Annotated in this window: 12 protein-coding genes; 3 read left to right on the top strand and 9 right to left on the bottom strand. The window is 52.6% G+C overall.

The window, feature by feature from the left end; all coding sequences use genetic code 11:
• Nucleotides 1-16 precede the first annotated feature (16 nt).
• From REIFOR_RS05835 to ihfB, 3 genes are read right to left on the bottom strand one after another with little or no spacing between them, the layout of a single operon-like run.
• The gene (locus REIFOR_RS05835) at nt 17-1,141 is read right to left on the bottom strand and encodes a tetratricopeptide repeat protein (protein ID WP_100256664.1); all 1,125 of its coding nucleotides are present in this window, start codon (nt 1,139-1,141) and stop codon (nt 17-19) included.
• An 8-nt stretch (nt 1,142-1,149) separates the two neighbouring features.
• On the bottom strand, nt 1,150-1,350 hold the full coding sequence (locus REIFOR_RS05830; RefSeq protein ID WP_100256663.1) for a hypothetical protein: 201 nt from the start codon (nt 1,348-1,350) through the stop codon (nt 1,150-1,152).
• A 36-nt stretch (nt 1,351-1,386) separates the two neighbouring features.
• Nucleotides 1,387-1,677, bottom strand: a complete 291-nt coding sequence (gene ihfB, locus REIFOR_RS05825; RefSeq protein WP_100256662.1) for an integration host factor subunit beta — start codon at nt 1,675-1,677, stop codon at nt 1,387-1,389.
• 286 nt (nt 1,678-1,963) lie between these two features.
• Here ihfB and REIFOR_RS05820 point away from each other — a divergent pair.
• A protein-coding gene (locus tag REIFOR_RS05820; RefSeq protein ID WP_405124664.1) for an IS3 family transposase occupies nt 1,964-3,168 on the top strand; the annotation gives its coding sequence in 2 pieces (ribosomal slippage) (nt 1,964-2,300 and nt 2,300-3,168; 1,206 coding nt in all).
• Between the two features lie 61 nt (nt 3,169-3,229).
• On the opposite strand, the gene rpsA is transcribed toward REIFOR_RS05820, so the two are convergent.
• From rpsA to gyrA, 6 genes are all read right to left on the bottom strand, one after another.
• Nucleotides 3,230-4,912 carry a 30S ribosomal protein S1 gene (gene rpsA / locus REIFOR_RS05815; protein ID WP_100256660.1) on the bottom strand — a complete coding sequence of 561 codons (1,683 nt, stop codon included), beginning with the start codon at nt 4,910-4,912 and terminating at the stop codon, nt 3,230-3,232.
• Nucleotides 4,913-5,250: 338 nt separating this feature from the next.
• Nucleotides 5,251-5,931 carry a (d)CMP kinase gene (gene cmk / locus REIFOR_RS05810; RefSeq protein ID WP_100256659.1) on the bottom strand — a complete coding sequence of 227 codons (681 nt, stop codon included), beginning with the start codon at nt 5,929-5,931 and terminating at the stop codon, nt 5,251-5,253.
• 144 nt (nt 5,932-6,075) lie between these two features.
• Nucleotides 6,076-6,969: a prephenate dehydrogenase/arogenate dehydrogenase family protein gene (locus REIFOR_RS05805; protein WP_100256658.1), complete on the bottom strand. Its 894-nt coding sequence runs from the start codon at nt 6,967-6,969 to the stop codon at nt 6,076-6,078.
• A gap of 56 nt (nt 6,970-7,025) precedes the next feature.
• On the bottom strand, nt 7,026-8,147 hold the full coding sequence (pheA, locus tag REIFOR_RS05800) for a prephenate dehydratase (RefSeq protein WP_100256657.1): 1,122 nt from the start codon (nt 8,145-8,147) through the stop codon (nt 7,026-7,028).
• The gene (locus tag REIFOR_RS05795) at nt 8,137-8,424 is read right to left on the bottom strand and encodes a hypothetical protein (RefSeq protein ID WP_100256656.1); all 288 of its coding nucleotides are present in this window, start codon (nt 8,422-8,424) and stop codon (nt 8,137-8,139) included. The genes pheA and REIFOR_RS05795 overlap by 11 nt, the downstream gene beginning before the upstream one ends.
• 15 nt (nt 8,425-8,439) lie before the next feature.
• A complete protein-coding gene (gene gyrA / locus REIFOR_RS05790) occupies nt 8,440-11,091 on the bottom strand; it encodes a DNA gyrase subunit A (protein WP_100256655.1) in 2,652 nt (883 codons plus the stop codon).
• A gap of 206 nt (nt 11,092-11,297) precedes the next feature.
• On the opposite strand from gyrA, the gene REIFOR_RS05785 reads away from it, so the two are divergent.
• Nucleotides 11,298-12,614 carry a TRZ/ATZ family hydrolase gene (locus tag REIFOR_RS05785; protein ID WP_100256654.1) on the top strand — a complete coding sequence of 439 codons (1,317 nt, stop codon included), beginning with the start codon at nt 11,298-11,300 and terminating at the stop codon, nt 12,612-12,614.
• Nucleotides 12,615-12,861: 247 nt separating this feature from the next.
• On the top strand, nt 12,862-13,566 hold the full coding sequence (gene ubiG / locus REIFOR_RS05780; protein ID WP_227003774.1) for a bifunctional 2-polyprenyl-6-hydroxyphenol methylase/3-demethylubiquinol 3-O-methyltransferase UbiG: 705 nt from the start codon (nt 12,862-12,864) through the stop codon (nt 13,564-13,566).
• Nucleotides 13,567-13,568: the final 2 nt, after the last annotated feature.

Raw genomic sequence — 13,568 nt, 5'->3', positions numbered from 1 at the left:
TATACAAATCAATGAATTAACCAACTTTCTTTTGCTCCTGTACAATTTTTGATTCATATCGCGAACAGAGCGTCTCCCACGATTCGCACTGCGGGCACTGCCAGCGCATCGGTTCGGATTGGAATCCGCACTCGGTGCACTGGTGCACGTCCGATTCCGCTAACGACTGACGCTGTAACGCCGGACTCAAGACCGCCATCACCGATGCCGATAACGTCTGCTGCTGGTTGAGCCAATAGAGGGTCAATGGATAGGAATCACCCGACATAACCTGCAGCTCGAGTTGCTTTTGCCATTTGGGTGTCAATGCCGTGCCGCTGGACTGATGCAGCTCAACGATCGCCTCCAGGATGCGCACCGATGGATGGTCTGGGTAGAGCCGCTGTAAGAAGGTGAGCAGGCTCGCCTGCTGCCCTTCTCGCTGCACGAGCGCCAGCAAGGGCGACAGGGCCAGGTGCACGCGGCGGGGGTCATTGCGCAACAACCGCTTGTATGACCGGATTGCGGCGGTAAAACGTTGCTCCTCGGTGGCGATTTGGGCCCCGAGCAGATCGACGCGCGCGCCAACGGCGAGTTTGCGCGCCTTCTTCAGTACTTTTTGCACCAGGGCAGGTGCCAGAGTGGTTTGCACTTGCAGCACATATTCACAATAGAGGTTGACCAGGCGCACCCCACCAGAGCCTGGCAAGCCATACTGCTCGACCAACTCCACGGCACGGTGCCAATCTTGCTCGCTTTCCAGTATCGCCAACCAGAGCCGGAAAGCTTGCCGAGAGTGATCCTCATCGGCATCCACTAACGCCCGCCGCAAAACCTCTTCTGCGTGCCCTAGGACCCCTGCGGCGTAGTAGTCTTGTGCAATCTCTAAACTCAGCTCGGCCGAGCTGTGGCCGGCTATTTCGGCCTCAGCGATGGCTTCATGCACCGATACGGCCTTGTCAAACTCGCCGCGACGCCGGAACAGCTCCGCCAGCGCGAGATATATTTCGACGTTTGCCGCACTTATGGGAAATTTATTGAGCCAATCGGCCACATCACCTTCGAACGAGGTCAGGTCGAAGTGGTAGTCGCCCAAAATAAAGCGACGTCCGGCAAAGCGGGCAGGCAAAAATTTACGGAACAGATTTAACCAGGTAACCATGAATGCGCTCAGCGTTTTCCGACCAAGCGCCCTAGGACCAACCCTAAGAAAAGACCTGTGATCAGAAAGGTAAAATAGATAACAAAGGCCGGCACAGCCGGTAAGGTCCAGGCGGCAAAGCCAAAGACAAGGGGGGCACTATTGGCCCAGCCGACCAACCAACCCGCCACTAAAACCAACAACACTCCAACAAATTTAATAACACCCAAAGCTACAATAACTCCTGTTGAGCGCTCGAGAGCGACTTATTCGTCTAGGCTATCGTTCACCGACTCACGTAATTCTTTGCCCGGCTTGAAATGGGGTACAAATTTACCCTCCAATTCAACCGATTCACCGGTTTTCGGGTTGCGGCCGACTCTGGGCGAACGATAATGCAGCGAGAAACTGCCAAAGCCACGAATTTCAATACGTTCGCCGGCCGCTAAGGCCTGTGCCATATGGTCTAACATCGTTTTAATGGCCAGTTCAACGTCACGCACTGATAACTGACCTTGACGGTCAACTATCCTTTCAATCAGTTCGGACTTGGTCACACCTGAATCCCCCCAATGCGGCATCTAATAATCGCTTAATATTTAGACTAAAGCAGCGGCCGAGATAACACAAGTAATTATTTTTAAACGATTTTTTGTCATTTTGGGCAATCCGACCCGGCTTTTACCAGGCTCTGAAATCAGCCCGGCATAAGCGTCGAATTAGGCAAGGTTAGCCGTGGTGGTGGGGCATTTCGTGCAGGCATAAAAAAAGCCGGCTCAAGGCCGGCTTTTTTATCTAAGAGTGACCCGTCCTGAAATAAGTTGACACCTTGGAGACTTATTTATGGAATCCTGTTCTAACACAGGCCGAAAGCGCACTCAGCGTGATTACACCCTGGCCTTTAAATTGTCAGTGGTCGACCAAGTTGAAAAAGGCGAACTCACCTACAAACAGGCTCAAAAGCGCTACGGCATTCAAGGCCGATCAACCGTTTTGGTGTGGCTTCGTAAGCATGGTACCTTGGACTGGACCTCTCAACGTGTAAAACCCCTCATGAATAAAGAAACCCCAGAACAAAAAATTAAACGGCTCGAGAAAGCCCTCGAAGACAAAGAAGATTACATTTACCTGATGGATGAAACGATCAAGCGAGTCGACCAGATTAAGGGGACCTCTTTCCGAAAAAAGTTCTTAGAGTTGTTGCCCGAGAAGCTCAAGCAAGAGGACGAATGACACTGGCTCGAAGCTGTCGTTTGATAGGTATTTCTCGACAAGCCATGTATCAAGAGCTTGCTCGAAAACGCCAAAAATCAACGGCGCTATCACCCGTACTGGACTGGGTATATACGATACGTCGTGACTTGCCGCGCTTAGGTGGCCGGAAGCTCTACCACCTTTTGCAGCCAGAGCTCCAACGGCAACAGATTAAACTGGGGCGGGATGGTTTGTTTACGCTATTAAGGCAGCATCGTCTCTTAATCATGCCGGCACGTCAGTACCGTAAAACCACGCACAGTAAGCATTGGATGCGAAAATACCCAAACCTATACCAGGGAATGGCCATTGACCGACCAGAGCAGGCCTATGTGAGCGATATCACATACTTGGAAAGTCGAGAGGGGGTGCATTACCTCTCGTTGGTGACCGATGCGTATTCTCGAAAGATTGTAGGTCATCACGTCAGTGATGATCTGTCAGCGAAATCCGTGGTAAAGGCATTAGACCAAATGCTTATCGAACGACAGAGCAGAGAACGGGCCATTCATCATTCGGACCGAGGACTACAATACTGTTCTGAGCTGTATCAATCACGCTTGGCGTCACAAGGTATCACGCCTTCAATGACCACAGGCTACGATTGTTACCAGAATGCGTTGGCAGAGAGGATTAACGGCATTCTAAAACACGAGTTCTTAATCCATCAATACAAAGACAAAGAGGAGCTGGAGCAGGTCGTGAAAGAGTCAATCGATGCGTATAATCACAAACGACCGCACAGCAGTTTGGGGATGCTAACCCCAGCAAGCGTGCATGAAAAAGCCAACTGAGATGCTCAGTTGGCTCAATAAAAACCGTCAACATATATTAGGACGGGTCAGAGTTAAGCTCTTAGTTATTACCTTCTTCGAGTTTAGCCTTGATCAGGTCACCAATGTTGGTTGGGCCAGATGCTTCGATGGTCTTCTCTTTCAGGTCTTTAACAGCTGTTTTCTCGTCAGCAAAGTCTTTCGCTTTGATCGACAGGCTGATGACGCGGTTTTTGCGGTCAACACTGATGATCTTGGCTTCAACGGCGTCGCCTTCTTTCAACACGTTCCGGGCATCTTCTACCTTGTCACGTGATATCTCAGAAGCCTTCAATATGCCTTCGATGTCGTCTTGCAGGGTTATGATGGCGCCTTTAGCGTCAACTTCCTTAACGATACCGTTAACAATCGCGCCCTTGTCGTTCTCTGAAGCGTATTCAGCAAACGGATCCATATCCAGCTGCTTAATACCTAAAGAGATACGCTCGCGTTCTGGGTCGATAGACAGGATGGTCGTTTCCAGCTCGTCGCCTTTCTTGTACTTACGTACGGCTTCTTCACCAGATTCGTGCCAGCTGATATCGGACAAATGTACCAGACCGTCAATGCCGCCTTCCAAGCCGATGAAGATGCCGAAGTCAGTGATTGACTTGATCTTACCGGATACCTTGTCGCTCTTATTGAAACGGTTACCGAAGTCTTCCCATGGGTTAACCACGGTCTGCTTGATACCCAAAGAGATACGACGACGTTCTTCATCGATGTCCAGTACCATTACTTCAATATCGTCACCAACCTGAACAACTTTGGATGGGTGGATATTCTTGTTGGTCCAATCCATTTCGGATACGTGAACCAGGCCTTCAACGCCTTCTTCCAGCTCAGCAAAGCAACCGTAATCGGTCAGGTTAGTGACCTTCGCAGTAACTTTAGCATCTTCTGGGTAACGCGCTTTGATATCAACCCATGGATCTTCGCCCAACTGCTTGAGGCCTAAAGATACACGGTTACGCTCGCGGTCAAACTTCAATACTTTAACGTCAATCTCATCGCCCACTTGCACGATTTCGCTCGGATGCTTAATACGCTTCCAGGCCATATCGGTAATGTGCAACAGGCCGTCTACGCCACCCAAGTCAACGAAAGCACCGTAATCGGTCAGGTTCTTAACGATACCCTTAACTTCTTGACCTTCTTGCAGGTTAGCCAGCAATTCTTCACGTTCTGCGCTGTTGCTCGCTTCGAGCACGGCACGACGTGATACAACTACGTTGTTACGACGTTGATCGAGCTTAATAACTTTAAATTCCAGTTCTTTGCCTTCCAAGTGCAAGGTGTCACGCACTGGACGGATATCAACCAAAGAGCCTGGCAGGAATGCACGAACGGATTTAACATCAACGGTGAAACCACCTTTGACCTTACCGTTAATAACACCAATAACCACTTCTTTTGCTTCGTATGCTTTTTCGAGTTCAGCCCATGCTTCAGCGCGCTTGGCTTTTTCGCGAGACAGACGAGTCTCACCAAAACCATCTTCAACCGCTTCCAGCGCAACCAGCACTTCATCGCCGATTTGGATTTCCAACTCGCCCGCATCATTTAAGAATTGAACGCGTGGGATCACACCCTCAGATTTAAGACCTGCGTGAACAGTAATCCAATCCGAGTCGATGCCAACTACAACACCAGTTACAATGGAGCCTGGCTCCATTTCAATCGTTAATAAGCTTTCTTCAAATAGATCAGCAAAAGATTCAGTCATTTATATTAAGTTCCTAAGCTTTAACGCCGCAAATAAATTCATTTACGACTTTACCGCAGTCCAGCTAATGCGGGTCTGTCAACATTACCTGAAAACACCGACGCTGCTGGCCATGTGGTGTTTCAAGGGGATAAAACCTGAGAGACAATGCCATGCATTTACGCTCAAATCAGGGTGGCGTATTATACTGATCGAAAGGCAAAACCCAAGCTTTTTAACGATGTTTCGGGGAGTTTTTTCCCGGTGCCCCGGTTTTTGGCAAGAACGTCTTGGTTCTTTGGGGCTATGACGGGTGCGGCCCACTCTGGTCGAATGGTCGCGAAATAGCGCAAGCCAGCCTAGACTAGGTTGCGTGTGCGCGCCTCGTTTTCGATATAGTCAACCACTTCGACAATCGTCATATTGGTGGTATCGAGCACAATAGCATCGTCTGCCGGGCGCAACGGCGCTATGGCCCGATTTTGATCCCGTTCGTCACGTTCAACGATATCCGTTAGAACGCGCTCAAATTCGACCACATCGCCCTTGGCCTGTAACTGCCGAACCCGGCGCTGGGCGCGTTCGTCGGCAGTCGCGGTCATAAAAATCTTGAGCGGCGCCTTGGTGAAGACCACCGTACCCATATCGCGACCATCAGCAACCAGTCCGGGCAACTCAGCAAAAGCGCGCTGACGCTTCAACAGGGCATCTCGGACCCGATGGTGAGCCGCAACAATAGAGGCATTGATGCCAACCTGCTCTTCGCGAATGTTTTCCGTCACCCGCTCGTCTTCCAGCATAATTTGCGTGCCATTAACGTCTTGGTCAAAGCGTACATCTAGGTGCTCAGCAATGACCGCAACGGCCGAGTCCTGGCTCAATTCAATGCCGTGGTTAGAAGCCGCCAACGCCGTCAGGCGATAGAGGGCACCGGAATCCAAAAAATGCCAACCCAAACGGCCCGCCAAAAGCATACTCACGGTGCCCTTACCGGCACCACCCGGCCCATCGAGGGTTATTACTGGAGTTTCGGTGTTCATGCCTTGTCCTTTTACTTCGGGTTACTTCACTTCTGGCGCGCATTCTTGCCATCTTAACCTCGAATAGCAACCCTTTGGCCGAAACTAACCCGGATATTTTGTTTGCTTAGGGTCTGAACATCGGCACAGGCAGTAACGGCAGGATCAGTCTTTTTGGCGCTCGGCGAGCATCTGAGTAAAGTGATCCCGGGCCGATTTTGCGCGCGTGAACACGGTGTGCAGCAGGTCGCCATCACCCTGTTCGATGGCTTGTTCCAGCATCGTCAAGTCAGCCTGAAAGCGTCGTAAAACGGAGAGCGTAGCGTCTTTATTGGTCAGAAAGATATCGTGCCACATGGTCGGGTCGGAGGCAGCAATGCGCGAAAAATCTCGAAACCCGCCGGCCGCGTATTTAAAAATTTCCCGATTGTCCGATTCACGCGCCAGCGTATCAACCAAGGAAAAGGCCAACAGGTGAGGCAAATGGCTGGTGGCTGCCAGCACCTCATCGTGCCGTTCTACGCTCATTTCCACTACATCGGCACCGATCGCTTGCCAGAGTTGCGTAATCAGCTGAACGGCTGCGGGATCGCTCTCCGGTAGCGGCGTCAGAATATGCATGTGGCGATCGAACAGATCTGCTCTGGCGGCGGCTACGCCACTCTGCTCCGCACCAGCAATGGGATGTCCGGGCACAAAACAGCCTGGGAGAATGCCTAGGCGCGCGCGCACGGCGCGGACGACCTCACCCTTAACACTGCCGACGTCGGTTAACACCTGGAGCGAACCGATGAGGGGCTTGATATCGTCAATAACGTCACCGATGGCCATCACCGGCACTGCCAGCACCACGACATCAACCCGAGGCAAGTCGGCCAGATCGGTCACAGCCTGATCCAAGACCCCCAATGCGACCGCTTGGTCGGCCACGCCCAACGAGCGATCATGGCCCAGCACGAACACCGACCTGTCGTTGAGCCCCTGTGCTCGAATGGCTTTGCCAAAGGAGGCGCCAATCAGACCCAGGCCGATAATGAGGATGTTCAGTGGTTCGGTCATTCACTTACTCCCGGTCGCACAATGGACCGCTTGAGCCTAATGGGCAGCACCATGCTTTACAGCACACCCTTGGGGTAGGATCCGAGGACTTTTACATCGACTGCCGTCTTCTTTAGGACTTCCATAGCTTCGATCACCGTTGGGTCGCTGATATGCCCGACAAAGTCGATAAAGAACACATAGGTCCAGTTACCCGATAAAGACGGGCGAGACTCCAATCGAGTCATATCAATCCCAAAATCATTGAACGACTTTAACAGATGATAGAGCGCGCCGGGCTCATTGCGCATCGAAACCACCAGCGACGTCTTATCGCCACCCGACAGACCGACGTTCTGAGTGCCAATAATCAGGAAGCGGGTCGAGTTATCGGGCGAATCTTCTATTTTGGTCTCAATAATCTCCAGGTCATAGAGTTCAGACGCCATCTCACCGGCGATCGCTGCCGAGCTCCATTCGCCCTTTACCCGCTTCGCCGCTTCCGCGTTGCTGCTCACGGCGATCCGCTCTGCCAGTGGCATATGGGCGTCCAACCACTTACGACACTGAGCCAGTGACTGTTGATGACTGTAGACCCGGGTAATCTTATCGAGTCGAGTATTGGGACCGGCCATCAGATGATGGTGAATGCGCAACTCGACTTCACCACAGATCTTGAGGTTTGATGACATAAAGGTATCGAGGGTATGGTTCACCACGCCCTCGGTGGAGTTTTCGATGGGCACCACGCCGTATTGCACGGCGCCGGCCTCGACCTCGCGAAACACCTCATCAATCGCCGGCATGGGCTTGGTAATCACCCATTGACCGAAATGCTTTTTAGCCGCCTGTTGGGTAAAGGTCCCTTCGGGGCCTAGATAAGCCACTTCGAGCGGCTTTTCCAGTGCCAGACAGGCCGACATGATTTCGCGAAACAGACGCGCCATGTCCTCATTGCCCAGGGGCCCTGGGTTACGCTCCATCACCTGACTGAGTACCTGTGCCTCGCGCTCCGGCCGATAAAAGACGGCACTGCCTGGATCCGCCTGCAACTTAACCGCTGCCACGCGCATGGCGCATTCGGCCCGTTGCGATATCAAAGCGACCATTTCGGTATCGAGCCGATCGATTTCTATGCGAAGCTTTTTAAGCTCGGCTTCTTCGTTACCAGGAAGGATTGGGGTCTTATTATCGGTCATAGTTATTCTCAAATAGGTGGCGGAACTCGACGGGTGCCTGCGCGGGCGCCTGAACAATAAGCGAATCGTTAGGATAAAAAAAAGGTATCGCTATTATAGAGCGATTGTCAGCGCCGCGCATATCCAACAGGTTATGGGTATAGGGGGCTCCGCAAAGGCGATGTAATATGGCTTCGGCGGCGGCAAGCACCGCCGAAGTTGGTTGGCTGATGACGGCCGACAGCAACGTCGGCCCAGGGCAAAGATTATCGACTTGCGCAGCCACGTTCAGCGCCATACGACACTCCGATTACTAGGCTTCAGGCGACTCGTCATCGGCCGGCGGCTCATCATCGGTATCCACTGGCGATGACTCATCGGCAACATCGATAGGATCGACACGGTTACCGTCGTCTTCCTCAAACTCCGGTACGTCCTCTGGCTCTTGAATGCGCTCAATACTGACCAGCTTTTCATCTTCTAGCACTCGTATCAGCGTCACACCCTGGGTGTTACGACCTAGGGTCGAGATCTCATCGACCCGGGTCCGCACCAGCGTACCCTGATCACTAATCAACATGACCTCATCGCCTGGAAAGACCTGGGTCGCCGCAACCAGTTTGCCATTGCGCTCACTGGTAACCATTGCGATAACGCCCTTAGTGCCCCGACCCTTGGTTGGGAACTCGGCAATCAGTGACCGCTTACCGAAGCCGCGCTCTGACGCGGTGAGGATCGAACCGTTTTCCTGGGGCACGATCAACGAAATTACCTTCTGGTCTGCGCCCAGGCTAATGCCTCGCACTCCCCGCGCAGACCGGCCCATGGCTCGGACATGCGCTTCTTTAAAACGCACAACCTTGCCGGCATCAGACAACAACATGACTTCCCGCTCGCCATCGGTTAGGGCTACGCCCACCAGATGGTCGCCGTCATCCAGAGACAGCGCGATCAGACCGCTACTACGCGGACGCGAGAAAGCATCTAAAGAGGTTTTCTTCACGGTGCCATTCGAGGTCGCCATAAAGATAAAATGATCAGCATCGTATTCACGAATCGGCAAAATAGCTGTGACTCGCTCATCAGGGTCGAGCGGCAACAGATTGACCATCGGCCGACCCTTGGCGGCACGACTGGCCTGGGGGATATCAAACACCCGCAGCCAGTAAACCTTACCCTTGTCGGTAAAACACAGGATGGTGTCGTGCGTACTGGCGACCATCAGATGCTCAATAAAGTCTTCATCTTTCAATGATGAGGCTGAGCGCCCCTTGCCGCCACGCTTTTGCGCTTCATAATCGGACAAGGGCTGAGTTTTGGCGTAACCGGCGCGAGACAGGGTCACGACCATATCTTCTTCGGTGATCAGATCTTCCATCGAGAAGTCTTGCCGACTGGCGATAATTTCTGTTTTGCGCTCGTCGCCGAATTCTTCCTTAACCAGCTCCAAATCCTCGCGAATAATCTCCATCAAACGCTCGTAGCTGCCGAGAATGCGCAGATATTCGCCGATATCGTTGATAATTTGCTTATATTCGCCAATTAACTTGTCGTGCTCCAAACCGGTTAGCTTCTGCAAGCGCATATCCAAAACCTGCTGAGCTTGCTCAGGCGATAAATAATAACGCTCGTCACGGACACCAAAGGCCTCGTCCAGGTCTTCAGGTCGGCAGACGTCGGCGCCAGCGCGTTCGAGCATGGTCGAGACATCGCCCAATATCCAACTGCGTGACAACATACGCTCTTTGGCTTCGGCACCTGTTGCTGATTCGCGAATCAGGCTGATCATTTCATCGATGTTGGCCAGCGCGATGGCCAGGCCCTCGAGTATATGGCCGCGTTGGCGGGCTTTACGCAGTTCAAAGACGGTACGACGGGTAACGACTTCTCGCCGGTGACGAACAAAGGCTTCGAGCAGCTGTTTGAGGTTGAGAATCTTGGGCTGGCCGTCGATCAAGGCCACTATATTGATGCCAAAGACCGTTTCCAGCTGTGTTTGGGCAAACAGATTGTTCAACAGCACGTCACCAGACTCGCCGCGTTTCAAATCGATGGCGATGCGCATGCCGTCTTTGTCGGACTCATCGCGCAGTTCCGAAATGCCTTCAATCTTCTTTTCTTTGACCAGCTCGGCGATCTTTTCGATCAACCGGGCTTTGTTGACCTGATAGGGTATTTCATTAACGATGATACTTTCGCGGCCCGACTTCTCGTTCACCACTATATCGGCTTTGGCCCGAATACGGATCCGACCGCGACCGGTGCGGTAGGCTTCGACTATGCCCAGACGACCATTAATATAGGCACCTGTCGGGAAATCTGGGCCCGGTATATGCTCCATCAAGCCATCGATGTCGATATCCGGATTATCAATCAAGGCCAACGCACCATTGACGACTTCGTTGAGGTTGTGCGGCGGAATATTGGTGGCCATACCGACGGCAATGCCGGATGAGCCATTGACTAACAAATTGGGGGTTCGAGTTGGCATCACGGCCGGAATCATTTCCGTGCCGTCGTAGTTCTCGACGAAATCGACGGTGTCCTTGTCTAGATCCGCCAGCAGGGCATGGGCCATTTTCTGCATACGAATTTCGGTATAACGCATAGCCGCCGGGGAGTCACCGTCGACCGAACCAAAGTTGCCTTGACCATCAACTAGGGTATAGCGCATCGAAAATGGCTGGGCCATACGAACGATGGTGTCGTATACCGCGGTATCACCATGGGGGTGGTACTTACCAATGACATCGCCGACAACACGGGCCGATTTCTTGTAGCCCTTGTTCCAATCGTTGCCCAACACACTCATAGCAAACAAGACTCGACGGTGCACCGGCTTCAAGCCATCACGGACATCGGGTAAGGCACGGCCAACAATAACGCTCATGGCGTAATCGAGATAAGACTGCTTTAGCTCTTCTTCGATGTTGACATTAAGTATCTCTTTGGCTATTTCACCCATGCTGGCTCACTGTCCTTTTTAAATGGCTAAACCGCGTTTCGGCCTGCCTTTATCTTGGTGACTAGGTTGACTGTTTGAAAGGCCGAAATCATACCACAAATCAATAAGATAGACAGGATTGGCGCAGGCATTTCCGTTTCGAACTGGCGAACCGGGACGCTTTTGTCTAGCATAGCGGTTTTGACCCAATAGACAGGATTACCAAGATGCAAAAAATCGATACATTAATCAGCGCACGCTGGGTGATTCCAGTAAACCAACGTCGTGACGTCCTAGACCATCACAGCGTTGCGATTGCCAATGGCGCGATCATCGCCATTTTACCGACATCCGAAGCCGTGGCGCAATACGCCCCGAATGAACATGTCGAGTTGGCCGATCAAGCACTGATTCCGGGGTTTGTGAACACTCATGGACACGCGGCGATGGCCCTGTTCCGGGGCATGGCCGACGACTTGGAACTGATGACCTGGCTAACCGGCCACATTTGGCCGGCGGAGGGTAAGTGGGTCAGTTATGATTTCGTCGCCGATGGCACCCTGCTGGCCGCGGCGGAGATGATTCGCTCCGGCACCACGACCTTTTCCGATAATTACTTCTTCCCGGATGCGTCTGCCAACAGCGTCATCAAGGCCGGAATGCGCGCCCAGCTGTGCTTCCCCATTATCGATTTCCCGACTGCCTGGGCACCGACACCGGATCAACATATCGATCAGGGCTTAAAGGTGATGGAACAGTATCAAAATCACAGCCATATCAAGGTTAATTTTGGCCCTCATGCCCCCTATTCGGTATCCGATGAGCCCTTACTGCGCATCAAGGCCTTGGCTGAACAACATCAGGTCGGTATCCAGATGCACGTCCATGAAACTCAAGGGGAAGTGGACGATGAAGTGGCCAAGCGCGGTAGCCGACCAATTCGTCGACTCAAGGAGTTGGGACTCTTAGGACCAAACTTTCAAGCCGTGCATATGACCGCATTGAGCCCTGAAGACATTGACGACATAGCCGAAACCGGTGCCCATGTGATGCACTGCCCGGAATCCAACCTGAAATTGGCGAGCGGTTTTTGCCCGGTTGACACGCTGCAGAAGCGCGGCATCAATGTCAGCTTGGGCACCGACGGTGCGGCCAGCAACAATGACCTAGACATGCTCGGCGAAATGCGCACCGCGGCCATGCTCGCCAAGGCTGTTGCCCAGAGCGCGGTAGCCTTACCGGCACATGAAGCATTGGCGATGGCGACCATCAATGGTGCCCGTGCACTGGGATGGGATACCCAAATTGGCAGTTTGGAAGTGGGCAAACGCGCAGACATCACCGCTATATCCTTAGCCGACCTGGAATCGCAACCGATCTTCGATCCGGTCTCCCATATTGTCTATACCAGCAGTCGTAATCAGGTGACCTATGTTTGGGTCGATGGCAAGACCTTGCTGAATAACCGTGAACTGACCACACTCGATAAGGACGTGATCATTAAAAACGCCCAGCAGTGGCGCGACAAAATCCAGGCCGACTAGGCCTGCCCACTCGGTCGGACCCCTTGGTCCGACTTGCCCTTCTTGGTTGATTCTACATCCCTACTGGCTCACGCCCAAACCTAACACAGCACAATCCGATCGGCCCTTGTAGCCAGAGTCGACGACCTACCTTAGGGTCCAAAAAACGCCCCCATTCGTACTCAATGACAAATTACTGTGAACTTACCGCCTTTGTCGCCATAATGTGCGCCAAAGTTTTCCCCTTCCCCCTCTCAAGGAGTTATCGGTGCCGATCAACGTTGACCCAGCAGAACTCGCCAAATTTGAAGCCCTTGCCAGCCGTTGGTGGGATCCGGAGTCCGAATTCAAGCCGCTGCATGCGCTTAATCCGGTGCGCATGAATTACCTCGATGGGTACGTCAATGTGGCCGGCCTTAAGGTCGTCGATGTCGGTTGCGGAGGGGGGATTCTGACCGAAACGCTGGCTAAGCGCGGGGGTATCGTCACAGGTATCGACATGACCGATGCGCCGTTGAAGGTCGCGCAGCTGCATGCGCTGGATCAAGGCATAGAACAGCTAACCTATAGGCAGATAACCGCTGAACAATTGGCCACCGAAGAATCGGGCCAATACGATGTTGTCACCTGTATGGAAATGCTCGAACATGTCCCTGACCCCGCCTCGGTGATAGCCGCGGTTCACGCGCTACTCAAACCCGGTGGCTGGGCCTTTTTCTCGACCATCAACCGCAACCCAAAATCGTGGTTATTTGCTGTGGTTGGCGCTGAATATGTCTTGAAACTACTGCCCAAGGGCACCCATGAATTCAAGAAGTTTATTCGTCCGGGCGAACTGTCCAAATGGGCCCGACAAGCTGGGTTAAAAACCATCGATTTTCGTGGCCTGCGCTACAACCCACTGAACAACAGCTTTAAATTAACCGACGATGTCTCGGTTAACTATCTGATGGCCTCACGTAAACCTGAATAGGC

The organism is Reinekea forsetii, from assembly GCF_002795845.1.
Taxonomy (GTDB): Bacteria; Pseudomonadota; Gammaproteobacteria; order Pseudomonadales; family Natronospirillaceae; genus Reinekea; species Reinekea forsetii.
Note: the sequence above shows the minus strand (reverse complement) of the source record. Positions and strands in the feature narration are given on the sequence as shown.